The organism is Vibrio profundi, assembly GCF_005281835.1.
In the GTDB taxonomy this organism is placed as follows: Bacteria; Pseudomonadota; Gammaproteobacteria; order Enterobacterales; family Vibrionaceae; genus Vibrio; species Vibrio profundi.
In genome coordinates, this window is record NZ_RZIS01000002.1 from 280142 (window position 1) to 304092 (window position 23951).

At 44.7% G+C, this 23951-nt stretch carries 23 protein-coding genes; 11 read left to right on the plus strand and 12 right to left on the minus strand.

Annotation, left to right across the window (positions count from 1 at the left end; genetic code table 11):
- The first annotated feature begins 3 nt into the window (after nt 1-3).
- Both ELZ11_RS06145 and putP read left to right on the plus strand, forming a co-directional pair.
- Nucleotides 4-708 (plus strand): 1-pyrroline-5-carboxylate dehydrogenase, encoded by a 705-nt coding sequence (locus tag ELZ11_RS06145; protein ID WP_137356504.1) that lies wholly within the window; start codon nt 4-6, stop codon nt 706-708.
- Between the two features lie 107 nt (nt 709-815).
- Entirely contained in the window at nt 816-2306 is a 1491-nt protein-coding gene (gene putP / locus ELZ11_RS06150) for a sodium/proline symporter PutP (RefSeq protein WP_137357023.1), read from the plus strand.
- A gap of 866 nt (nt 2307-3172) precedes the next feature.
- Here the strand turns inward: putP and ELZ11_RS06155 are convergent.
- The 5 genes from ELZ11_RS06155 to ELZ11_RS06175 form a co-directional block, all read right to left on the minus strand.
- Nucleotides 3173-3574, minus strand: a complete 402-nt coding sequence (locus ELZ11_RS06155) for a hypothetical protein (protein ID WP_137356505.1) — start codon at nt 3572-3574, stop codon at nt 3173-3175.
- 436 nt (nt 3575-4010) lie between these two features.
- Nucleotides 4011-4535 (minus strand): OsmC family protein, encoded by a 525-nt coding sequence (locus tag ELZ11_RS06160; RefSeq protein ID WP_137356506.1) that lies wholly within the window; start codon nt 4533-4535, stop codon nt 4011-4013.
- 433 nt (nt 4536-4968) lie between these two features.
- On the minus strand, nt 4969-5379 hold the full coding sequence (locus tag ELZ11_RS06165; protein ID WP_137356507.1) for a hypothetical protein: 411 nt from the start codon (nt 5377-5379) through the stop codon (nt 4969-4971).
- Between the two features lie 245 nt (nt 5380-5624).
- The gene (locus tag ELZ11_RS06170) at nt 5625-5927 is read right to left on the minus strand and encodes a DUF1330 domain-containing protein (protein WP_137356508.1); all 303 of its coding nucleotides are present in this window, start codon (nt 5925-5927) and stop codon (nt 5625-5627) included.
- 116 nt (nt 5928-6043) lie between these two features.
- Entirely contained in the window at nt 6044-7102 is a 1059-nt protein-coding gene (locus tag ELZ11_RS06175) for a bifunctional transcriptional activator/DNA repair enzyme AdaA (RefSeq protein WP_137356509.1), read from the minus strand.
- A 191-nt stretch (nt 7103-7293) separates the two neighbouring features.
- On the opposite strand from ELZ11_RS06175, the gene ELZ11_RS06180 reads away from it, so the two are divergent.
- The gene (locus ELZ11_RS06180) at nt 7294-8217 is read left to right on the plus strand and encodes a DMT family transporter (RefSeq protein ID WP_137356510.1); all 924 of its coding nucleotides are present in this window, start codon (nt 7294-7296) and stop codon (nt 8215-8217) included.
- 36 nt (nt 8218-8253) lie between these two features.
- Here ELZ11_RS06180 and ELZ11_RS06185 read toward each other — a convergent pair whose 3' ends face one another.
- From ELZ11_RS06185 to ELZ11_RS06195, 3 genes are all read right to left on the minus strand, one after another.
- Nucleotides 8254-8688: an N-acetyltransferase gene (locus tag ELZ11_RS06185; RefSeq protein ID WP_137356511.1), complete on the minus strand. Its 435-nt coding sequence runs from the start codon at nt 8686-8688 to the stop codon at nt 8254-8256.
- A 21-nt stretch (nt 8689-8709) separates the two neighbouring features.
- A complete protein-coding gene (locus ELZ11_RS06190; RefSeq protein WP_137356512.1) occupies nt 8710-9543 on the minus strand; it encodes a helix-turn-helix domain-containing protein in 834 nt (277 codons plus the stop codon).
- A gap of 74 nt (nt 9544-9617) precedes the next feature.
- On the minus strand, nt 9618-10430 hold the full coding sequence (locus ELZ11_RS06195; protein WP_137356513.1) for a GNAT family N-acetyltransferase: 813 nt from the start codon (nt 10428-10430) through the stop codon (nt 9618-9620).
- A gap of 193 nt (nt 10431-10623) precedes the next feature.
- On the opposite strand from ELZ11_RS06195, the gene ELZ11_RS06200 reads away from it, so the two are divergent.
- Nucleotides 10624-11367: an AraC family transcriptional regulator gene (locus tag ELZ11_RS06200; protein WP_137356514.1), complete on the plus strand. Its 744-nt coding sequence runs from the start codon at nt 10624-10626 to the stop codon at nt 11365-11367.
- Nucleotides 11368-11464: 97 nt separating this feature from the next.
- Nucleotides 11465-12187, plus strand: a complete 723-nt coding sequence (locus tag ELZ11_RS06205; RefSeq protein ID WP_137356515.1) for a transglutaminase-like domain-containing protein — start codon at nt 11465-11467, stop codon at nt 12185-12187.
- A gap of 97 nt (nt 12188-12284) precedes the next feature.
- Here ELZ11_RS06205 and ELZ11_RS06210 read toward each other — a convergent pair whose 3' ends face one another.
- A complete protein-coding gene (locus tag ELZ11_RS06210; protein ID WP_137356516.1) occupies nt 12285-12593 on the minus strand; it encodes a DUF1330 domain-containing protein in 309 nt (102 codons plus the stop codon).
- Between the two features lie 38 nt (nt 12594-12631).
- Entirely contained in the window at nt 12632-13546 is a 915-nt protein-coding gene (locus tag ELZ11_RS06215) for an SDR family NAD(P)-dependent oxidoreductase (RefSeq protein WP_137356517.1), read from the minus strand.
- Between the two features lie 185 nt (nt 13547-13731).
- On the opposite strand from ELZ11_RS06215, the gene ELZ11_RS06220 reads away from it, so the two are divergent.
- Entirely contained in the window at nt 13732-14622 is an 891-nt protein-coding gene (locus ELZ11_RS06220; protein WP_137356518.1) for a LysR family transcriptional regulator, read from the plus strand.
- A gap of 214 nt (nt 14623-14836) precedes the next feature.
- Complete coding sequence (locus ELZ11_RS06225; RefSeq protein ID WP_137356519.1) at nt 14837-15589, plus strand: TerC family protein; 753 nt, start codon at nt 14837-14839, stop codon at nt 15587-15589.
- A 75-nt stretch (nt 15590-15664) separates the two neighbouring features.
- On the opposite strand, the gene ELZ11_RS06230 is transcribed toward ELZ11_RS06225, so the two are convergent.
- Complete coding sequence (locus ELZ11_RS06230; RefSeq protein ID WP_137356520.1) at nt 15665-16552, minus strand: LysR family transcriptional regulator; 888 nt, start codon at nt 16550-16552, stop codon at nt 15665-15667.
- 143 nt (nt 16553-16695) lie between these two features.
- Here ELZ11_RS06230 and ELZ11_RS06235 point away from each other — a divergent pair, with 143 nt between their 5' ends.
- A complete protein-coding gene (locus ELZ11_RS06235) occupies nt 16696-17328 on the plus strand; it encodes an FMN-dependent NADH-azoreductase (protein ID WP_167494636.1) in 633 nt (210 codons plus the stop codon).
- 88 nt (nt 17329-17416) lie between these two features.
- Here the strand turns inward: ELZ11_RS06235 and melR are convergent, their stop codons facing one another.
- On the minus strand, nt 17417-18427 hold the full coding sequence (gene melR / locus ELZ11_RS06240) for a transcriptional regulator MelR (protein WP_137356522.1): 1011 nt from the start codon (nt 18425-18427) through the stop codon (nt 17417-17419).
- A gap of 329 nt (nt 18428-18756) precedes the next feature.
- Between melR and melA the strand changes: the two genes are divergently transcribed.
- The 3 genes from melA to ELZ11_RS06255 all read left to right on the plus strand — a co-directional run bounded on the left by melA (nt 18757) and on the right by ELZ11_RS06255 (nt 23939).
- Nucleotides 18757-20109, plus strand: coding sequence for an alpha-glucosidase/alpha-galactosidase (melA, locus tag ELZ11_RS06245; protein ID WP_137356523.1), 1353 nt, complete (start codon nt 18757-18759; stop codon nt 20107-20109).
- Nucleotides 20110-20197: 88 nt separating this feature from the next.
- Entirely contained in the window at nt 20198-21622 is a 1425-nt protein-coding gene (gene melB / locus ELZ11_RS06250; RefSeq protein ID WP_137356524.1) for a melibiose:sodium transporter MelB, read from the plus strand.
- Between the two features lie 103 nt (nt 21623-21725).
- Nucleotides 21726-23939, plus strand: a complete 2214-nt coding sequence (locus tag ELZ11_RS06255) for a glucosidase family protein (protein WP_137356525.1) — start codon at nt 21726-21728, stop codon at nt 23937-23939.
- Nucleotides 23940-23951: the final 12 nt, after the last annotated feature.

A 23951-nucleotide genomic window follows, 5' to 3' on the forward strand; every position in this document is an offset into this window, starting at 1 on the left:
ATCATGGTTCATCAAGTGACAGGTTTTTCTGATGCATTGCTTGCGTGGGAACAATGGAATTTGACCGAGTTTGCTCATAAGAGCGATCACGTTCTTTCTTTAAAATCTGAATTGGAAGGGTTTGCGCCAGAACTTGGCCCTGTTAGCTCATTTCATATTCAACAAGCCTCTAACCTACTAGAAGAAAGCCATCAATTGGTTGGCCCGACAGGGGAAACCAATGAGCTTTACGCAGCAGGCCGAGGCGTTGCACTGATCATTTTAGATGAGTGTGACAACAAACTTTCAGCTCAGCAGGCCGCCATTGCGATGGTTACTGCTGCGCTGTTAGCCGGTAATAGCGTGCTGCTTTGCAGTGATGACGTGGAACTTAATATCCACGTCGAAAAGTCAGCCGCTCAAGCCAACTTACCTTCAAATCTAGTACAAGTTGTGTCGTACGATGCAGCTCAGCAGTTACTAGAATGCGATGTAAGAAGTGTGGGTTATATCGGCTCCACTCAAGTTGAACAAAGTATCAACTTGCAACTTGCCAAACGCGACGGTGCTATCGTGAGTTTGGTGTCAGAAACGGATCTTGTGTCAATGCTCGTTGCACATGATTCACACCTATCGCTTCGCTTTATTACCGAGCGAACGCGAACTATAAATATAACAGCTGTGGGCGGCAACGCGACCTTGCTAGAGCTTGGTAACGACGCTCACTAACCTTTCAAAAGTTTGCCAGCTTAAATTACCGTTATTTAAGCTGGTGTTTCTCTATTGGTTTCAATAGAGCAGGGAAGGCGTTCTATAAAAATGAGGACTATCAAATGATAGAAAACAGTTTTGCAATAACATCTACGTTTATTGCGTATCTAATAATGATGCTTGCTATCGGGGTTATTGCTTACAAACGTACATCTAATTCAACGGATTACTTTTTAGGTGGACGTAGTTTAGGCCCATGGCCTGCGGCACTTTCTGCTGGTGCTTCAGACATGAGTGGCTGGTTGCTACTTGGTTTACCAGGCTACGCTTACGCGGCTGGCTTTGAAGCTTTCTGGCTTGCTGGTGGCCTATTAGTTGGTACTTGGGCTAACTGGTTAATCAGTGCTAAACGCCTACGTACATACAGCATCACGACTAATGCATTAACACTACCTGAGTTCCTATCTCGTCGTTTTAATGATACATCGAAGATGATTCAAACAATTTCAGCCTTTTTCATTCTGTTATTCTTCCTTTTCTACACAAGCTCAGGCTTGGTAGCAGGTGGTAAGTTGTTTGAAACGGTATTCGGCCTTGATTACACAACAGCGGTAATCATTGGTACGGTCTGTGTCGTATCTTATACATTATTTGGTGGTTTCTTAGCGGTATCTTGGACGGATTTAGTTCAAGGTCTACTAATGTCTGCAGCACTACTTATCGTGCCAATCGCTGCAATGAATGGCGGGCTTGGCCAGCTATCTAGTGATCTTTCTGCTATCAACCCAGAGCTACTAACGCTATGGAATGATGCGAAAGGCGAGCCTTTGTCTGCCATTGCGATCATCTCGCTAGCAGCATGGGGTCTTGGTTACTTTGGTCAACCACATATCCTTGCACGTTTTAAAGCAACTCGTACTAACGCTGACTTAACAACAGCACGCCGCATTGCGGTAGTTTGGACTGCGCTTTCAATGGTAGGTGCAATGCTGGTTGGTCTTGTGGGTCTTATCTACGTAACGAACTCTGGCTCAGCAGCGCTAGACGACGGTGAAAAGATCTTCATGTTATTGGTTAACGCAATGTTCCACCCAGTAATTGCAGGTATTCTACTGGCAGCAATCTTGGCAGCAATCATGAGTACTGCCGATTCACAACTACTTGTATCTTCATCTGCACTTGCAGAAGATCTGTACAAGCAAGTACTGAAGAAAGACGCAACGTCAGACGACATCGTTCGTGTTGGTCGTATTGCAGTAATCGGTATTTCATTGGTAGCACTATTCCTAGCAATGACTCCAGATAGCTCAGTTCTAAGCTTAGTATCTTATGCATGGGCTGGTTTTGGTGCTGCGTTTGGTCCTGCAATTGTTCTTAGCCTGTACTGGTCTCGTATGAACCGTAATGGCGCGCTAGCAGGTATCGTTATCGGTGGTGTGACGATCGTACTTTGGAAACAGTTCACTGGCGGTTGGTTCGATGTGTACGAAATCGTACCGGGAATCATCTTCTCTACAATTGCTATTGTAGTTGTGAGCCTAATTACTGGTGAACCAGAAGAGGCTGTTCAAGCTCAACACAAAGAGTTTGAAAAGCAGCTGGTCGAGCTAGACTAAGCTTTCATTTACAGTGTAAACCTATTTAGGTTGTTTACTGATTAATAAAAAGAGCCACTTTCGAGTGGCTCTTTTTTTATGTATGAATAACGTAGTTGGGGGGGGTACGTCGTCGAATAGTAGACACGATTCTTCTTACGCCAGCCTGTAAATACTTATCCTTATTGCTGTTCTTTTTTGTCATGCCTCTCAGGCTTTCCATAATGCTTGGACTTTTACCTGAGAGATATTGCTCCGTTTGTTTAACTTAAGAATACTCTGCGTCGGTGTAGATCGATCCCTTGTGTGCTCATGGTTTTCGATTTTAAGAATACTGTCATGGAGGTTTGAATTGTGCTTAAGTATTTAATAAATCAAATAAAAGAATATAGGCAGTTGCCGATAAAATATCAGCGAATTACAGGGTATGTGGCGGTTTGTGGGGCTTCCTTAGGTAGTATATTTTATTGTTACTATTTGGAAGAGTTTCTGTTGTTGTTTGGTCTTTATGGGCATATCCCTTTGGATCATCAAGTTGAAAGCGGAGTGATGAAACTAGGAGCTGCAGCCCTAATGCTTTCCGCGGGTATGCTTTGTGCCTATTGCGGAGCTGTTATTGTTGCGTTTGTTTTTTCTTTCTTCATGTTTGTGACAGGAAAGTTTTCGTATTCAGAAGTGATCGCGTACACGTTCTTTTCGAGATACCCAGTGCATTGGCGAATTCAAAGTATACCGCAACAAGAATCTCGACGGCATAAGCGCTGAGGGAATGATATTAGGAGGTTCGGAGTGTAGGCTTTACCTGACGTTTTGTTCACAGCATAAACCTATCTAGACTGCTTACTGATTAAGAAAAGAGCCACTTTTTAGTGGCTCTTTTTTGCGTTTTATCGGCGCATGAAAATTGCCGTTTGCTTGTATGGGCGGCGATCTGAGTCATCCGTAAATACGACATAAGATTCGACGATTAACTTTTCTCCCTCAGGCTTAAACACAAATGTTCGCTTCGAAAAGTCATTATCCCAACGCGCAATAGCCTCACCAATAAGTGTTGGACTTGGTGGGGTTGATAGAAAATGCAATGTTGTCGGTTCCCACTCGCAATCGACCGGTGAGCAGCTCCCCCATGCTTGAATGATATGAGTGTCATTGTTTTCCTCTATTTTCAAACGAGTGACACCTTGAGTATCAGGGTTGACGTTGTTCCACATGCCTAACTCAATCGGTTGATTTGCAAAAGTGGCGTGTGACGTGAAAAGCGATGCTGCGATTAATAGGTGTTTTTTCATGGAAAGCCTCGTAACGTTGTGAGTGTTAGTTGAGTAGTAACAGCAGGTCGCTTAAAAGAAAAAGCAAAAACAGGGACTGACATTGCTGCTTATGCGTAATTGTTTCATCCATGGGGTGGAAAAAGTAATCAAAACTCTTGGAAATGTTGTCTTATTCGCTTCGTTTTGTAAGGAGTTATATCTGATATTTTAGTAGCTTATTAGTCTCTCTCTTACGGTTGGTTTTATGAATGGTTCTGATAGGAAGTTGGAGAGTACGCAAACAGCAGCAGTGCAGTTTGAAAGGGGGGACAATAACCAAAAATGAACGTGATGATGTTGGTCATTACTGACGTCGATAAGCGTGGTGAGCAACGCTAATAGCGTTCTAAGCCTAGGGCTGTACTCTCACACTGTTCAAAGACAGCTTCATCGTTAACTCCATAGCGTGTGTGCGTTAGGAGATAAAGTTTGTCTCGACTGGTGGGGGCGATTTAAGTGTTTGTTGAACGACGCAGCATGCTTTTGCCGCTGACTGAAGCCGCTCTAATTGTTTCGCATCCGTTCCGTCTTTTACCTTCATTTTTACATCACAGGTCATTTTTTGAAATCCTACCGGAACTAACTTATCCATCATCAGAGTTCCTCGGACATCCGCCACAGCTTTCACCGTTACTTCTAATTCGATCAATTCAATGCCCATTAAGTTAGCGACCATTCGGATAGATGAATCTTGGCAAGCCGCTAAGGCTGCGCATAGGATATCTCCTGGTGTTGGGGCGTCGTGCTTTCCTCCGACAGCTGCATGAACCCCAACGGGTATCGATACCCCACAGCCATCCATAGGTTGAACGATGGAATGGTAAGGATCTACAACACTGTCACCGGAAGTGATGGCGTGGTCGGTCACCATAGCCAAGCTAGGATCTTTCGCATAGCTATCTTTAAGCGGTTTCTGCGCTTCAAAAACAATAGACTTCATAGTTGAGTTCCTTGTAGCCGGGTAAGGGAATGGTTCGCTAATAAGTCTTGATAGCGTTCGTCTGAACCTAAAACACTATGCCCACAACACTGAACCATACGAAATCAAAACTCTATGTTTTGGCTTTCAGCTTGACTGTTTTGTTATGTGTTAAGTCAATAGGTTTCGATGAAATAACATTCAATATTCAGAGTAAAGCTTAGACATAACCAACAAGAGTGCTAATTCTTTTATCTAGGATTTAACGCCCCATTTGGGAACTAAGCTCAAGGTAATGTGAATTCGGAACAATTCCTGGTTGAAGGTTTTGATTGAAAGTGGTCAGGAAAGTCAGGGCTGGCGTTGTGTTGGAAAGGGGGAAATCTAGATAGAAAAGAAAATATAGCGCCAAAGTATACCGTTGACGCTAGGGTGCCATATGAAGTTCGCGCTTTTAAGAACAGCTACTTGCGGTATTAATCGATAGTTTAGGCTTAATCGTGCCTTCATTCGTGCTCTTGGCGATGGTATGAATGACTACAGATAAGCTAAGTCCGCATTTAGTGCTGATTCCGGCTGTAACTGAGTCACCTTCGCTTAATTGTGTTCTAAGAAAGAGCGTTTTTTTATTCTCTGATATATCGTCAAAAATACCACTCGGAGTTTCAGCTTCAGCAAATTCATCCCCTCCAGTCAGGCCAACTACTCCAATGCTGCCTGAGGGCAAATAGAAATGAACCACTGAACTTTGTGCTTGTTCAGCAGTTACATTGTAGGGGCCAATAAGTTCGACAATATCTTGAGCTTGAGTATGAGCCGATGCGAAGAGTAGCATCAGTAGTGGGGTTAGCTTTTTCAGTTTCACAGTATCAATAATCCATATAGAGATATAAAGTCGAGATTATCCCTTATTGAATTCATAAAACAACCACGAAAAACCTATTAACATTAATATAAACAATGACTTGTAATGGTTTTTAGCTGTATGGAAATTTACTCATTACGTGCCCCTGTTGAGCCGCTAGTCATACTGCCAAATAAAATGGCCCCTTGCCTCGTGAACCTTCAATACTGGAAGTGCTTAGTGTTGCAGTTTGTTGAAAGGGATGATTAAGGTTGTTTGTTATAACTAGAAATGATCGTTGTATGAACAACAGAGGCGTCAAAGTACTGAGTTTTAACTTTTAAATATTGGTCATCTGAAAAGAAGCTTTCTGCTGTTGCTTGATCTGGGAAGTTAATTGTAAAAACTCGATTGATAGGAGCATCGACTTCAGAACGTAAAACTTCGGAAACGATGAAATCGAACCCAAACTTGCCGCCATACGAAGTCAGAATAGGTTTCATGGCTGCACGGTAATCGGCATAGATATCGTTGTCTGACACTTCTAGTCCAACTAAAAACTCATACATTACTTAATCTCCGTTACTATCAATCTGATTGTTTTAACACTGTCTTGAGCTAATTGAGATGCAGCCTTCAAAGTACGTTTGATAATCTGCTGGCCACTAAGAAGCCAAAGTATCATTTAGCGTGTTTTCTTTTCCATATCGAGAAGAGTTTTTTTTCGTTCTAGCCCCCACCTGTAGCCCCCTAAATCGCCATTGCTCCGTAAGACTCGATGACAAGGTATGAGGATGCTAATACGGTTTTTTCCGCAAGCGGTGCCAACTGCTCGGACTGCTTTCGGGCTATCTATTTGTGCTGCTACTTCACCGTAGCTCATGACCTCTCCCTCGTTGATACTTATCAGGAACTTCCAGACCTTAATTTGAAATGCGGTCCCTTTGATATCTAATGGCACCTGTGGTTTAGGGGCGCCATGAGAAATATGATTGTCGAGTGCGCTCATCCAGTTATCAAGCTCGGGGGCATTTTGTGCCTGAGAAAGGATCAGTTGTGCCTTTGGGAACTCTTCAACTAGTAAAGCCACAAGGGATTCTCGTGTCTCGCCAAACTGGACAGAACATACGCCTTTTTCAGTGGCCGCCATGACCATCTGTCCCAATGCAGTCTGTCTACACGCGTAATGTATAATCTCTCCCTGACCACCCGCCCGATAGGCCTTCGGTGACATGCCAATGCTTCGCGTCGTTTCGCCATATACGCGGCTTAGTGAGCCAAATCCAGATGAGTAAATGGCATCGGTAATTCCACTTCCATCTTTCAAACTACGCTTAAACTTTCGCATTCTGACGGCATCATGAAAGTGTTTCGGAGATACACCAAACGTTTCTTTAAATTGCCTTTGTAGTCGAGAAGAAGACAAATTGGCAATATTGCCCAATTGGGTCAACGTCAGTTTCTCGTCTGCATGCACTTCGATATAGCGAGCGATTTCGATAAGTTTGTCGATTCTGTCATTGATTCTTAGCGGGCAGCAGCGCTTGCATGGGCGAAAGCCTGCAGCCATTGCGGATTCTGTATGAAAGAAAAATCTAAGATTTTCCGGCTTGGCTGCTTTTGTTGAGCAAGATGGCTGGCAGAAAACTCCTGTCGTAATGACACCATAGTAAAACTGCCCATCAAATGAGGCGTCTCTGCGAGTAACAGCAGAGTCCATTTCAGTTTCAGATAACTTAGGCATGGCAGAAATCTCTCTTTTATTGATATGGTTAATACTTCATCACATCATCTTCTACAATAACATCTGATTCTTGCTGACTAATTATTTTAGATGCTTGAATCGATAACTTTAAATATGGCGCAAGAAACGGATGTTTCTATTAGGTGGCGGTCGCTACTATTTCATTACTTATCGCTAAACGGGTGAATCACATGACTGCTACCATCAATCACACTATGAGTACCAAGGTTTGGGCAATGTTAATCTTGCTCTCGGTATTATGGGGGGGATCATTCTTTTTCGTAGGGGTTGCAGTCCACTCTCCTCCTCCTTTAACCATTGTTACCCTACGAGTAGGTATCGCTGCGCTGGTTTTGTGGGGCGCTGTCGCTGCTTTGGGGTTACGTCCACCGAAAGAGACAAAAGTTTGGTTAGCATTTTTGGGGATGGGGCTGCTTAACAATGTTATTCCTTTTGTGATGATTGTTTGGGGACAAACGCAGATAGCCTCAGGGGTCGCCTCTATTTTAAATGCAGCTACTCCAATTTTTGCGGTTGTGGTTGCAGGTATTCTTTTACCAGATGAGAAGCCAACGCCATTGAAACTTGTCGGCGTTATCCTTGGTTTTACAGGCGTTGTCGTAATGATAGGAGTGCCTGCGTTAGGTGGTAACAGCAGCTTAATGGCCCAACTCGCGATTATATTCGCCGCTATCTCTTATGCGTTTTCAGGGGTTTATGGTCGAAGGTTTAAGTCTCTGGGAGTAAATCCTTTGGTTACCGCTGCAGGGCAGGTAACGGCTTCAACTCTGATTTTGCTTCCAATAACGTTCTTTGTAGATGGGGCTATTGATATCAGCTCAGTCAATATAGAAACATGGGGAGCAATAGTGGGGTTGGCTGTGGTATCTACTGCAGCGGCGTATGTACTTTATTTTAAAATTTTGGAGCTAGCAGGGGCTACGAACGTGCTTCTAGTGACTTTACTGGTCCCAGTTTCCGCGATTCTTTTAGGGTGGTTATTTTTGAATGAGTCACTAGAAACTATCCATTTGGTCGGGATGGGTTTGATTGCTTTAGGACTCTCGGCTATTGATGGCCGTTTATGGCGCCAGTTGAAGCTGACTTCAGCTTAATCAACTGTTATCAAATAAAAGTGTGCATGGATATGGTTAAAGTGCTTCCTGACACCATTTCATCAATACCTCTTCATGACCAGTATGTTCGCATGGCTTTCGGTCACTTTCCGTAAAACCCTGAGCAAAATAAAAGCGCTGCGCTCCATGGTTTCGAGCATAAACGGTAAGTTTGAGTTGTTTATGTTGAGCCTTTAAAAATGCTAATAGCTGGCCTCCAATACCTTGAGACTGTTCGGTAGGAGAAACAAATAGAGCTGGAATAAAACCTTGATAGTAAGAAATAAAGCCTAGGATATTACCGTTTTCTTCATAAACGTAAGTTTCACTGTTTGGTAGGTAGAGTTCTTTCATTGGCGTCATTTGGTTTCGCCAGAATGTTTCATCGATAAAGCTGTGGGCTTGCACTGATGCGTGATACCAAAGTGACACTATGGTATTGAGCTCCGAATCTTGCATTTTTCTAATCATGTTGAGCTTACTCATTAAGGCTTACGATGAGCTAACGCTACCGTAGATATCGATAGTAAAGCCTCGCTCAGAAACATACTGAGTCGGGGTGGTACCGATTTGTTGTTTTAAGTATCGGATCAAATGCGGTTGGTCGCTGAAGCCGAATTCGAAGGCAACATCTACCCAGTCGATTTGTTCTGACTGCTTTTGATGAAGATATTCCAGCATCTTCTCAAGCTTGGTCATGGCTTGGTACTGCTTTAACGTTAGTCCAGTAACACGGCGAAAACTTCGCTCAATGGTGCGTTGTGAGCAGTGAAGCTTGTCAGCCAGATCTGAAATTACCGAACGTTGTAATTCATCGACAACCTTGTTGGTTAACTGACTATGCTGATCACCTTTAGCTTGTTCGAACCAAGGAGAGAGCAGGGTTTCCAACTGCGCGATGCAATCTTCAGGGCGATGCCTTGCTGATGCTAACAAGTCGTTTAGATTCGCGTCTGAAAGGTTCAATAACTCGCTGATATTTAATTGAATAGCGCGATCTAATGTCACTTCATTGTTTTCACTTACTGCTAAGGTATAAGGCACACCCACTTTGAACTTTACCCCTAAATGAGTGAAAGGCTTTGAATGGTTTAACTCAAAGGTTTTCTGGTGCGCATATAAATAATGGCTGCCTAATCCAGACTCAGAATGTGTATCACATGTGTAAGCATAAGGTTCAGAGCTCGGCGCAAAAATTAGATGTGCACAAGGATCTGGATTTAGCTTTGGGAAGCTTTCCCCCGACCCTGACGCTTTCTCAATAAACCAAAAACACTCAATTAAGTGACTCAGCTTGCTGGATGATGGAATAATCCAATGGAGCATGATGTTCCCCGACTCTCTAACCTTATGACATATTACCAAAAGCATACGCTAGAAGGATGAAAAGGCCTGTGTACTTACTTAAACTCTACTTGAAGTAAGCGATGGTGAGTGAGTAAATCAGCTTTCGCTATCGCTTTCTGTGCTGGAATGTTGGTTTTCTCTGTTGAACACATTGGGGTTAAGCCCTGAGAACTAGCGAGTAGGATAAGCGCTCGCAAAACTTCTGTTGCGACTCCTTGCCCACGATAATCAGGCGATACAATCATGCCTAGGTCTGCGAACTCGGTTTGGTGTTCATCAAACTTTCTGCATTCACCGCTCGCGACGAGCTGACCTTTTTCCCAGTAACCAAACAATTCGCGCCTTGCGATTAAGTTGCCAAAGTAACTCGTTAGCCATTCTTTAGGTGCCCCAATCGCATGGGCTGCAAATTCAACAAAGGTATGGATCTGATCTTCGAATGCCTCTGTCAGTGAGATGTTTGCAGGTTTCGAAGCAGCTTTATGAATGCCGCAGTACATTAGAGCGTTAACCTTAATTGATGTGCTGTTGTCTAAGCACATCGACAGAAATTTGGGGTCGCATGTGCTTACAAAAGCGCCATTGATAGTACCAATCACGTTACTGTTATCTTGAGCTATCAATGCAAACAGTTCGTCTGCCGATGTCATTGCGTGTGGTGACAGGTAATATTGCAGCAGATAATCATCGCTATTAATACAGCAAAAACCCACCAACTGGTCGTGTTCGTAAAACCCAAAATGTTGGGCCATTGGGGCAAACCCAAAGTGCCACATGCCGTCTAATGGATCGGTGGTGTGTGAAAAATATTCGGCTTTTAGTGTGCTAAGAACGCTTGTTGCCTCTAGTTTTTTGATTTCTAACATTGCTTCAATTACCTAATAAACGATGCGAATATGGAAAGCCCACTGCCGCGTTGTGGGAGCAAGAATAGAGAAAGGCGGGGCGAGGGTATTGAATAAAAACGACAACATTTAGGCCAAGTATGACTTCGATTACAATAAATGGAGTGCAGGCAATAACGTGAATGAGTCGTGGTGAGTAAATTTAAGGGACGAGATGCAATCTAAGGTATGGATTAAACCGGGGTTAGTGATTATTTATGGGGCTTCCATTGATGCCGATGCCCATCGGCACCACGCCATTCAACTCGCGTGGCCTTTGCAAGGAACGCAATGCATTTTGGATGGAGAACGGATCAACGCGCCTTTGATCATTGGCTCTAATGTTGAGCATCAACTGAACATGGAACAAGGTTGGATCTTATTGGTTGAGCCGACAAGCGTCCTTGGTGGTGAACTTGAACAGCATCTGTCTGAACAGACTTTTATGGCGCTCGATATACCGCTTTTCTCTTCTCCAACGATGGAGTGTGGCGAAGAGCTTTCTCAATTACTTGCTCCGCTTCTCAATACCATGGGCATTGTCCAGCAGTTCGAACTGGTCAATCAAAGCCAAGTGCAAGATAAGCGCATTCAAACATTATTAGCTGAGTTGCAGCAGTGTTTAGGTGGGGAGTGTATCAAACCGAATCAGTGGCGAGCGGCTGAAGTGGCAGAAAGTTTGGCTCTATCAGAAAGCCGCTTTCTGCATGTGTTTAGTGATCAGGTTGGGGTGCCGTGGCGGCCTTATTTACTGTGGTGTCGAATACTGTGTGCTGTCAGAGCGATTTTTTCCGGTATGTCAGCAACGGAAGCGGCGCATATGGCGGGTTTTTCCGACAGCGCTCATCTTAGCCGGACTTTTCGTAAGACTTTCGGCATGACGATACGCCAAGCCAATGCTATTTTTAGGCCACATTAATTTCGAAAAAGTTTAGTTGCTCATATTAGCCAGTTTATTCAATTTATCTCGATAGCGGGGCGGTATCCTCCTTATATCAACGAAAAGGAGCACGCCCATGACGACTCAATTAAACGAATTTCTTAGCACCACACCTATGCTGGATTTTGAACATCCAAGTATCCAACAACTAGTGACGACCAAAGACTGGTACACACTTTCACCGTACGATGCGGTTGGCGCAATTTACACCTTTGTTCGTGATGATATCCAATTCGGTTACAACGCCGATGATCGCTTACCCGCGAGCCAGGTTCTACAAGATGGCTATGGTCAGTGTAATACCAAAGGCACATTGCTAATGGCGCTTTTAAGAGCGGTCGGAGTGGCGACACGTTTCCACGGCTTTACGATTTATAACGAATTGCAGCGTGGAGCGATCCCTAACTATTTATTCATGATTGCGCCTGAGCGTATTATTCACAGTTGGGTCGAAGTGTATGTCAACGAAGCTTGGGTCAACCTAGAAGGCTATATCATTGATAGGTCATACCTTAAGCAGGTACAGGCTCGTTTTGCAGACAGCAGTGAAGCGTTTTCTGGCTACGGTATTGCGACCAAATGCTTGAAGAAGCCGCAAATTGATTGGAACGGACAGGATACTTACATTCAAAGTGACGGTATTGCAGATGACTATGGGGTTTACGAGCAACCTGATAGCTTCTATCAGGAATATGGCAGTAACTTATCGGGAGTCAAGAAAGTACTGTTTCGCTATGGCTTACGCCATTTAATGAACCTGAATGTGAAGCGTATTCGTGAGCAAGGTATTGCAGCTTAGCCTATAGAATAGAGCACAAAGTGACAGCTCCGTTTGAGAAATGATTTGGCCAATCTCAAACGGAGTATCTTGATGCTGAGTTTGTGGCTTACGAATCTTATAACGATTGACCTGCGTTAATCGCATCAAAAATAGCCATGTCAGCGTCCAATAGCGTCGATCTTAACTGTTTCAGTGGTTGGTAGTCAGGATCGGTGTAAAAGGCTTCAGCATGTTGCTTCGATGGAAACTCCACTAATATCACGCGCCCTTGAGGCATATTGCCTTCATGGACATCAACATCGTCCGTGACGGCGAGCGCTTTGCCGCCATGTTTTTCCAAAATGGCGTGAGCTTTGATTAGGTAATCACGCTGATGAGCTTCATGGTCGTGAATACGGACAAAAGTTAACATGTAAGCTGGCATAATAAATTCCTCTCTTTGTTAATCTAAATAGGATCTGGTTAGTGGATGAACCGGTGGATCGCTTGGTTAGCATTGTCTTGAAACTCAGCGTTATCGAGAGCAGGGAACAAGGTGCTCTGCTCAATAAGCGGACCTGAGATGCCAGATTTACTTCCGTAAAACACGCCGCTTTTATAGGAGTCATCAAGCAAAGCGTTGACGAACCTTTTCGCTCCTACCTCTACTTTGTGCACTTTGCCGAACCAAGACATCATTTGCAGCATGCCTTGGAACATCCATTTTTTGACCGTTGGTAGGCTTTCTAATGCTTGAGTGCCCTTGGTTCCACCGGGACTCATGGTGACAAATCGAATTTCTGGATATTGGCGAGCGATCGATGACATCCATAGCGCGCCCATGTATTTGGTTGGGCCATACGGAATTTGTGAATCGGCAACTTCACCGAAGAATGAACCGTCACAAATGGAGGCGAATTCATCGATCGATGAGGTTTTCAGATTGGGCGTTTCCATGCCCATTTCTTTGACGCCGCGAGCGGCTTCTGATCCGGCGTAGACGGCGACTTTTGTGAGTTTGTTGGCTTTAAGGAGTTCTTCAGTCAGTACCACATGGCCGAGAACATTGACCGCAAATTGCTGAATCACGCCATCAGAGGTCTTTTGGTTAAACTCCTTACCGCCAGCACCGCCTGCGTTCATGACTAGCCCTTCAACAGGCTCTTTAAGTGCGGACACTGCGGCTTTCACTGATTCGGTATTGGCGACATCGATAATCAGAATTTCAAAGATGTTTTTGCCTGTTTCTTGCTCCAATGCGTGCTTGGCTGCCTTGGCTTTGTCTAAGTTTCGACAGCCAAGGTAGATCTTTTCAGTGCCATCGACCAATGCTAACTGGCGAGCTGATTCTCTTCCTAAACCTGCGTTCGCGCCTGTAATTAAGATACTTTTCAACATATTACTGTCTCATTTCGTAAAAGGATGTGTCGCGAACTCGGTTCGCTCACTCAGTCATTACAAGATAGAGAATCAAACAATAGAAAGATAACGAAATGATTCTGTCAAAATGATAGGTTTTAGTTATCATGCTTAGGTAACTAGTGAGCTATCTGGTTAGCGAGTGGATAAGCAAGGAAAGTGAGATGACCAATGAACAGTTAAAAGCGTTTTTAGCCGTTGCCGAGCAGGGCAGTTTTCGCAAAGGCGCGAAAACCATTTTTAAAACGCAGGCGGCGGTGAGCGCTTCAATCAAAGCTCTAGAGGAACGTTATGAGGTGGTGTTGTTCAACCGAGATGAATATCGCCCATCATTGACGGAGGCAGGCCAAGCCTTTTATCACAATGCCCGACTAACGATGGATCACTTCAATCGTCTCGATAAAATCGGTCAGCAGCTTACCAAAGGTATAGAGCCGACCTTTACCATTGTTGTGAGTATTGTGTTCCACTTGCCGCCATTACTTGCCAAGATAAAACCCATCATCGATCGCTTTCCCAATACTCAATTTAAGGTTTATACGGAGTCTTTAAACGGTGTGGTTGAGCGGATCAACAATGAAGAAGCGGATCTCGCTTTTGGTCCTGAAATGGGTTTGAGCCTTCACCATGAAAGATTCCCCGTTTCGCAAGTTACGGTGATTAATGTCGCGGCTCCGAACTATTTTAACCGCCCACCAGAGCAGCTCATTAGCCTAGAAGAAGTGGCGGATTACGACCAAATAGTGACGCGAGACAGTGCTAAGCAATCGGAGAAGGCTTCTTTCTATACAACTTCGAATCGGGAGTCATGGAGTGTCAATGATTTTCCAACAAAGAAAGATCTCATTGTTGCTGGCTTTGGTTGGGGCGGATTGCCTGAACATTTGATAGAGCGAGAATTACAGCAAGGGTTGTTGGTGCCAGTAAATGTTGAGGGGATCCCGGTTCGCTCGACAGGAGATCTGCATATGTTTCGCAATCGAAATGCGAAACATGGCCCAGTAGCACAGCAGTTATGGGATAAGTTGTCAGAAGTGCCGCAAGAGCCTTCATAAAAGATTAACCTTGGTTCTTAGGGGCAAGTTCGGCGATGTTAAGGGCATTTAGACGCAATAAAGCTTTACACAACGCTGACAATTGGGTGATTGCTGAAACTTTGATTTGGTGATTTACTTGCGCTTCCTAAGTAACAGAGGCATTAAATTGAATGGACGACCCCTTTAGTCGGCTGAAAAACTTCCCGCACTTCCTTTTCTCGGAGGTGACCCTATGATTGAACTCTTTCTACAACCTGAAACCTGGGCAATATTTGCCACATTGTTTGCGCTTGAGGTGATACTTGGCGTAGATAACGTCGTGTTTATTTCTGTTCTGTGTGAACGACTGCCGCCACATCAACGCAAGCTTGCTCGTAATTTGGGTATCGGCCTAGCGGTGGTTGCACGAATAGCATTGGTGTTCTCAATTTCTTGGTTGATGTCGTTAACGCAACCTTTATTGAATATCGCTAGTTGGTCATTCACTGGACGTGATCTTATCATGATTGCTGGTGGTGCTTTCCTATTGTTGAAAAGCTTACACGAGCTTTGGGCGTGGCTAATGCACACTGAGCACGGTCACTCAACTCATGTGAGAACAGGGTTAGCGGTGGTATTGTTGCAAATCGTTGCGGTGGATGCGGTGTTCTCGATGGACTCGGTGATCACAGCTGTCGGCTTGACCAACGATATTCCTATCATGGTCGCAGCAATCATTTCATCGGCGATAGTGATGGTGTTAACGGCAGAGAAGATCAACAACTTGGTCACTCATTATCCAGGCTTTAAAACGCTAGCATTACTGTTCTTAGTATTGCTTGGTGGTTTGTTAATGGCGGAAGGTTTCGCGATTCACGTTAACAAAGGGTACATCTATTTTGCGATGGCATTTGGCTTGGTTTTGGAGCTTTGTCATATCCAGCTGAAGAAAAAACAGCGGATAAAAATAGAGACAATTCGTCCACTCAATAGTCGTTTGGTGTAATCGCTGAATGATTGGAAAATAGGAGGCTTCGGCCTCCTATTTTTGTATGAGCACTTTGGAGTTTTATACGGCAGGCTAGAACAGCGCTTGTCTTAGTGCATCCACAATCGCATCGCTGACTACGGTTAAGCGCGCCGAATTGATGGTGGATAGTGGCGAGATGAGCGATACAGGCACATCCTGATACTCCCAATCTGCTAACACCTGAACTAAGTCGCCAGAGGCGAGTTCTTTTTCACACAAGAAAGGCGGTAATGCGGACACGCCTGCCCCGGAAAGCGTGAGTTTATGAACGCTGGTTATCTGATTGGTTTCAACCACAAGTGGCGTTTTGACGACAACGGTGTCATCGCCTTTAGTCAGGTTCCACGTCTGATAAGGCTTATTTGTGGTCAGCCCAATGCAGCGCACATTTTGTAAGTCGCTAGGGTGGTTGAGTTCTATCGAGTCGTAGTAAGCGTGAGACACAACGGTAATCGGTTTGATGTACGCGATGTTTCGGACTCTCAAATTGCTTTCTTCTAGCGGACCAATGCGTATGGCGAAATCGTAGCCTTCACCGACTAAGTCGACCATTTGATTGGTGCTATTGATGATGAACTTTAAGTCGGGGTATTGGCAGCAAAGCGATTGGATGCAGGAAGAGAGCAAAAATAGCTCGAAGTCTTCTGGTACGGTGATTTTAATGGTACCGGAAATCAAATCGTCTTGACCGTGGAGTAACTTTTCGGCTTCCTCCATAGCTTGAATTGGGCCGATACACGCTTCGTAGAACGTTCGCCCAGCATCGGTTAAATGCTGCTTACGAGTGGAGCGGATCAATAGCTTTGTTCCCGTTGTTTGTTCGAGTTTAGTGAGCGCTTTACTGACGGATGACTTGGGAACTTTGAGCGCTTCAGCGGCTTTAGTAAAGCTGCCAAATTTCACGATGTTGACGAAGTAGTAGATGAGCTGAGTGTCCATTGTTCACCATTTGAAACAGTTAATTTCGAAAAGTGCGTATTATCAACAATGTAACTTTGCTTAATAATGAGAGCAAGAGTTAAGCATCGAATCATCGATCTTAACCATAGTTTGTTCACCCAGTTCTCATGAAAGGAAAGCCCATGACTACATCAAGCAAAAAAGTACTGATCATCAAATCGAGCCCAGGCGCTGAATACTCTGTTTCAAATGACATGGCTAACTACTTCATGGATCAGTTTGCAAACAAAGACGAGCAGTATGAGTTTGTGGTACGTGATTTGGCACAGACACCTGCGCCAATTTACGATACCGAAATCTTTAATGCGTTCTACACACCAGCGGATCAGCTAACGGATGAGCAAGTGGCGGTGGTGAGCCCTTCATTGCAATACATTGAAGAGTTGCAGTCTGCAGATATCATCGTCGTTGCATCGCCAATGCATAACTTTGGTGTCACGACTTTACTGAAGTCTTATCTTGATCAGATTTGCCGTATTGGTTTGACCTTCAAATATCATGAAACTGGCCCTGAAGGTTTACTCAAAGATAAGCAAGCGCTGATCATTGCGACAGCTGGTGGTGATTTCACTCAAGAGCCAGCAAAGCAAATGGACTTCCAAGTACCGTATTTAACTCATGTTTTGAACTTTGTTGGTATTGAAGATGTGTCGGTCGTGCCCGTTCATGGTATGGGTTTAGGTGACGAGTACGCGAGCCAATCTAAACTGCAGGCACAAAGCGCACTGTCGCAACTGGCTTTGGAGAAGTTTTAAGCCTCCCACTCAGTTCTTTTCTAAAATCCAATTAGCCACCTTAGGGTGGCTAATTGTTTTACGGGCTTTTTACGTTTGGTTCGACATACTATGAACTCTGCCTTGCTACCCCTACAGGCCTCTTGCCGTCACATGCCCCTTTCTCTAATTGGTGAACAGGACTACTGCCTTTTAAACCCCAACGGTGATCTTCGCGGCTGAGCTTTCGATATTGGGTAGGAGTGACGCCCAAATAGGTTTGGAAGGTTTCATAAAATCGGCTGCTTGAGTTAAAACCTACGGTCAAAGAAATATCTAAAATGGTTCGCTCGGTATCGCTCAGTAAAGCGCGCGCGTGGTTAACTCGCATTGCAGTGATGTACTGTTTGATGGTGAGCTGCATGGTGCGTTGGAAAATGCCCATCGCATAGTTCGCGTTTAGCCCAACGTGTTCGGCAATTTGTTTCGCTGTAAGCGGAGTATCGTGGTGCGTCGCGATGTATTCCAACATTTGGCTTACGTAAAACTGTGAATGCTTAGATACTCCATTTTTCGACGACTTTTCCATTCGGTTAGTACAAAGCTGCTGCCAGCCATCCAGGCAGACTCGTTTTAGCATTAATCCTATTTCATCGGCTGCCAATTGTTGTCGGCTTTCTGAAGGGTGGCTCATTTCCTCGGTCCAACGTGCCAACTCAAATTCGCTGATCAGAGAGCATGAATTCGACTGTAGAACTGCGCCATGGGTGATCTGATTGACTAGCTCTCGGTTTAACGGCCAAGACATGAAATGATGAATCGGAATGTTGATGATCCCCATGTTGTGGCTCTTTCCCGGATCGGTAAGTCGATGGGGCACCGATGCCCAAAACAAGCCAATCGCTCCATCTTTTACCACGATTGGATTGCCATTCACTATGTATTCGACATCGTCACCAAAAGGGATGTTCACCTCAACTTGTCCATGCCAGTGGTAGCCGGGCATTTCATGAGGCGCTCTGAGCTCGATATCGATTTTTTCATACGACGAGTAGAGTGAGAGAGGGCTCACACAGACACTTTCTGGAGAGTAATTTTCTTGCGTCACAACGGAGAGAGCATCTTGAGAATCTGTCGGCATGGCGGTTCCTTGGGAAGTTGTGAGTTGACTCTTTCTATCAAATTTGTGGTTATGAAACTCAGATGTCAGTCATAGGACGAGCAAGTCAGTTGGCAGGATTGTCAGTAACGGAACTAACGCACTGTTTATGATAACGGTGGCTTATGATTTGACCGCTATTTCCTCCTGAATTTGCAGATATGTATCCTGTTTCCTCATATTTTTTATCGGTGGATTTTAAATGTGAGGAAACAGGACAGTGCTGTGATTTAGCGAGACGCTAACAGGAATGACGTGGGTGTAACTTGTATCTATCGAAATGAGTTTGATTGATAGAAAAGGATTCACTAATGAAATGCCCAAAAATTACCTTTATCGGTGCTGGTTCGACGATTTTTGTCAAAAATATTCTTGGCGATGTATTTCATAAATCGGCATTGAAAGACGCACACGTTGCACTTATGGATATCGATGAGCAGCGTTTAGAAGAGTCACATTTAGTGGTCAGCAAGTTGATGGAATCGGCGGGAGCTACAGGCTCAATCAGCTGCCACTTAAACCAAAAAGAAGCGCTGCAAGATGCTGACTTTGTGGTGATCGCTTTCCAAATTGGCGGCTATGAGCCATGTACTGTGACCGATTTTGAAGTGTGTAAACGCCACGGATTGGAGCAGACCATTGCCGATACATTAGGGCCTGGTGGGATCATGCGTTCACTCCGAACTATCCCTCACTTATGGCACGTGTGTGAAGACATGACTCAGGTCTGCCCGAACGCCACCATGCTTAATTATGTTAACCCTATGGCGATGAATACGTGGGCAATGTACGAAAAGTACCCGCAGATCAAGCAGGTAGGTTTGTGTCACTCTGTTCAAGGTACGGCGGAAGAGCTCGCTCATGATCTAGACCTAGATTACCAAGACTTGCGCTACACCTGTGCTGGCATTAATCATATGGCGTATTACCTTACGCTCGAAAAGAAAAATGAGCAGGGGGAGTATGTCGATATTTACCCAGATCTACTCGACGCTTTTGAGAGCGGGAAAGCTCCCAAACCAGGGCAACACCACGCGGGACGTTGTACCAACTTAGTTCGCTATGAAATGTTCAAAAAGCTCGGTTACTTCGTGACGGAATCGTCGGAACATTTTTCTGAATACACCCCTTATTTTATCAAGCCGAATCGCCCAGATTTAATAGAACGCTATAAAGTGCCATTGGATGAATATCCTAAGCGCTGCGTCGAGCAAATTGCCGATTGGAAAAAAGACCTACAAGCCTTTAAAGATGCTGACCAAATTAGTGTGAAAGAGTCTCATGAGTACGCCAGTACCATTATGAACTCGATTTGGACGGGCACACCGAGTGTTATTTACGGCAATGTTAAGAACGAAGCTTTAATTGATAACTTGCCTCATGGCTGTTGTGTCGAGGTGGCGTGCCTGGTGGATGCAAATGGTGTGCAACCGATTAAAGCGGGCAGACTACCGAGCCATTTGGCGGCGCTAATGCAAACCAATATCAATGTTCAAACCCTGCTGACTGAAGCGATTTTGACGGAGAACCGAGAGCGAATTTATCACGCTGCGATGCTTGACCCTTATACTGCGGCTGTGCTCGGGATTGAAGAAATCTATGCATTAGTGGATGACCTTATTGACGCGCACCAAGGCTGGTTGCCGGAATGGGTCGGCAAATAAACCTATAAAAATAAAGACAAAAATGAAGACACATTAACGTGAAATAAATTGGATGACGCCTCCTTAATAGGAGGCGCAAGGAGCAACTATGAGCATTACGATGAATACCAAGCTAAGTTACGGCTTTGGCGCTTTCGGGAAGGATTTCGCGATCACGATCGTTTACATGTATTTGATGTATTACTACACCGATGTGGTCGGGATTTCGGCTGGGGTCGTGGGAACGATATTTTTGGTCGCGCGAATTTGGGATGCCGTTAACGACCCGATAATGGGCTGGGTCGTTAACAATACCCGCACGCGCTGGGGCAAGTTCAAGCCTTGGATGCTCATAGGAACGATCGCCAATTCCGTGGTGCTGTTTATGTTATTTAGCGCGCACTACATTGATGGGCCTTGGTTAATAGCATACGCAGCAGTGACTTATATTTTGTGGGGCATGACATACACCTTAATGGATATACCTTTTTGGTCACTGGTCCCAACCTTAACCCTAGATAAACGTGAACGTGAAGAGTTAGTCCCTTATCCAAGATTTTTTGCCAGCTTAGCTTGGTTAGTCACAGCCGCTATCGCCATGCCTTTTGTGAATTACGTTGGCGGTGAAGACAAAGGCTACGGCTTTCAGGTGTTCACCTTATTACTCATCGTTTGTTTCATAGTTTCTACCTTCATCACCTTACGTAACGTTAAAGAGCGTTATTCCACCGATAAACTCGATACTTCAGTGGCCGAAGAGAAAATTACTCTGAAGAAAATGCTGTCGCTTATCTATAAAAATGACCAATTATCTGCCGTGTTGTGTATGGCGCTAGCGTACAACTTAGCGACCAATATCATTACCGCCTTTGCTGTTTATTACTTTACTTATGTGGTTGGTAACGAAGAACTCTTCCCTTACTACATGGCGTATGCAGGCGTTGCTAACTTAATCACTTTGGTTCTCTTCCCTAAGCTGTCTCAACTCTTTTCCCGCCGTGTGCTGTGGGCTTGTGCATCTAGCTTCCCAATCCTTGGCAGTGCGGTTCTGATTTATGTCGGAATGTACGACAAGCAAAGCATTTTACTTATCTCTACTGCGGGCGTGTTCCTACAGATCGGTACGGCGCTGTTTTGGGTACTCAACGTTATCATGGTGGCTGATACGGTGGATTATGGAGAGTACAAATTAGGCGTTCGTTGTGAAAGTGTGGCGTATTCAGTGCAGACCTTGGTGGTTAAAGCTGGTTCAGCTTTTGCGGCTTTCTTTATTGGCATCACACTGACCGCAGTCAACTATGTACCGAATATTGAGCAAAGTGCTGAAACGATATTTGGTATGCAATGCATCATGATTGGGTTACCGAGCTTCTTCTTTGCTATCGCCTTGTTCATGTACTTCCGCTACTACAAGCTCAATGGTGCCTTCCACCAAAACATTCAGGATCACCTCACTGAAAAGTACGACCATATTACGAATGGCAGCAGCGATAATGAAGCTGCAGGAGCAAGTAAGCCAGTTCAGGCGCTCTAATTTACTAGCTGATATAACGCGAGCTGATGCTTAAAGGGCTCGCTAATTTCTGTAAGCCGCCAAAGAGCGGATTGATTCCCACTTAATTCAATAAGAGACTCTGATGAAACTGACTTTACTCGCACCAGCTGTTGCGTGCGCGTTCGCATTCTCTGGAAGCGTCGCAGCACAACAAGAAACCCTCAATTTGATCACTAACCCTAGCTTTGAAGACAAAGGCTTAGGTTGGAGCTACTGGTTTGCCAACATTAAAGATGACAAAGCCTACCAAGGTGACTATCGCGGCAGAATTGCTCAAGGAACTAATCACACCATTAGCCAAACCGTATTGATTGACGAAACGGGGTACTATGATTTTTCTGTTTATGCCATGAGCCCAAATAGCGACGCAACGATGGCAATTGCTAACCTAGTCGGAGATGTACAAACCAGTGGCTCGGTTAAAAAGAGTAACAAGTACAAGCGTAATCAGATAAAGCACGTCCCGCTCGAAAAAGGCGAATACATACAAGTAATCTTTACTGGCTCAAGCGCTGGTGGAGTGAGCGTTGATAACGTTGAGCTCGTTAAAAGTAATAAGAATAAGCCGTTGAGCTTTAACCAAGTGTTGATGCTCGAGGTCGCGAATCAGTCTGGTGTCACGGCAGTGAACAAATCGACGCGCACGCTCGAATTTCATGTTCCGTATGGCACAGATTTAAGTCGTTTAGTGATTGAAAACTTGGCTGTGTCACCAGGCTCGCAACCTTCTTTTTCGGTTGGTGACATCGTTGATTTCTCACAGCCTGTGACGCTTACTTTAGTGGACGAGCAAGGAAGCACCGAAAGTTGGACGGCGACTGCAATCGAGAAAACTAAGCAAGTATCGGTGCAATCAGATAATCATAAGCTGCAAGAGTCGTTTCAGTGGGCAATCGACAAAACACGTCAGTTTGTGATGACCGGTCAACATGACTTGGTGAATCGCGACGAAAACAATAATGATGGAACTGGCACAGCAGACTACATTCCTTCTTATTGGGCTGGGTACTTTGACCGCACCGCTTTCTATTCTCGTGATTTCCTTCACCAAGCAGTGGGCGCTAAGTTGGCGGGGTTAGACAAAGAAAACTTCTCTATGTTTAAGACGTTTGCCAAGCACTCAACCGAATCAAGAAAATGGTACACCTTATGGGCGATCAATTTTGATGGCACTCCGCATACGATAGATTATGAAGACGATGATTGGTTTGTTCGAGAAGTCCCAGCTCAGTTCGAATTTTTAGAGAAAGCGTGGGAGCAATATCAGTGGACGGGCGACAAGCGATACATTGAAGATGCAGACTTATGGCAGTTTTACACTAAGGTGCTGACAGACTATATCGCCCTACATGACGACCAAGATCCGAATGGTATTGCAGAAGGTTATGGTGGAATTTTCGAAGGCTCTGCCACTTATAATGAGCGTGGTGAGTTTCCTATTGAAGCGGGAGACGGCATTGGCTCTCAATACCAAGCGACGGTTGCCTATTCTGCAATGTTAGAGGCTAGAGGTGAATACAGCGATGCGGCGGCATGGCGCGAGAAAGCTCAGCAACTAAAAGATTACTTTAACGATGAGTGGAGCATTGCTGATTCAGCCAAACCGCTTGATAACTATGTCAATATTGTGCAGAAAGATGGCTTGCGATTAAACGACTTCGGTAAAGAAAACAGTTGGTTCATGCCAATGAAGTTGATCACCGAACCGGGAGAGAGAAATGATCGCTATTTGGATTTTATCGCTGAAAACTTAGGTGATGGAATCGGCTCGACACCGGAAGCACCGCATAACATTGAAGCGTACACTTACATTCCTGAAACCTACTTCCCGTACAATCGTAATGAAGAAGCGTGGAAATGGATGCAGTACATCATGGACACCAAAGATCAGCCACACGAACGTCCGACGCAAGGCACCAATGGTGATTATCCAGAGTTATCGTTTACCTTTATTGCAAACACGATTGAGGGCTTGATGGGTATTAAACCCGATGCGGCCAATAATCGAGTGACGACGGCTTCTCATTTGACGAGTGACATTGGTTGGCTAGAAGTCGACTATCTGCCGATGGGTGAACATGAGTTGGTGGTGCGTCATGATGGACTGGATAAATCGACACTGACCAATAAATCGGTACAGTCGTTGGAATGGGAAGCATGGTTCTACGGTGATTTTGCAACCTTGAACGTAGACGGCAATACGGTGACGAGTCGCCAGAAAACCGTGAATGGTCAATTGGTTAGCTACGTGGTGGTTGATGTGTTTGAAAATGAAACTAAAGTCGTGAGCCGATAACAGAGGTAAGTG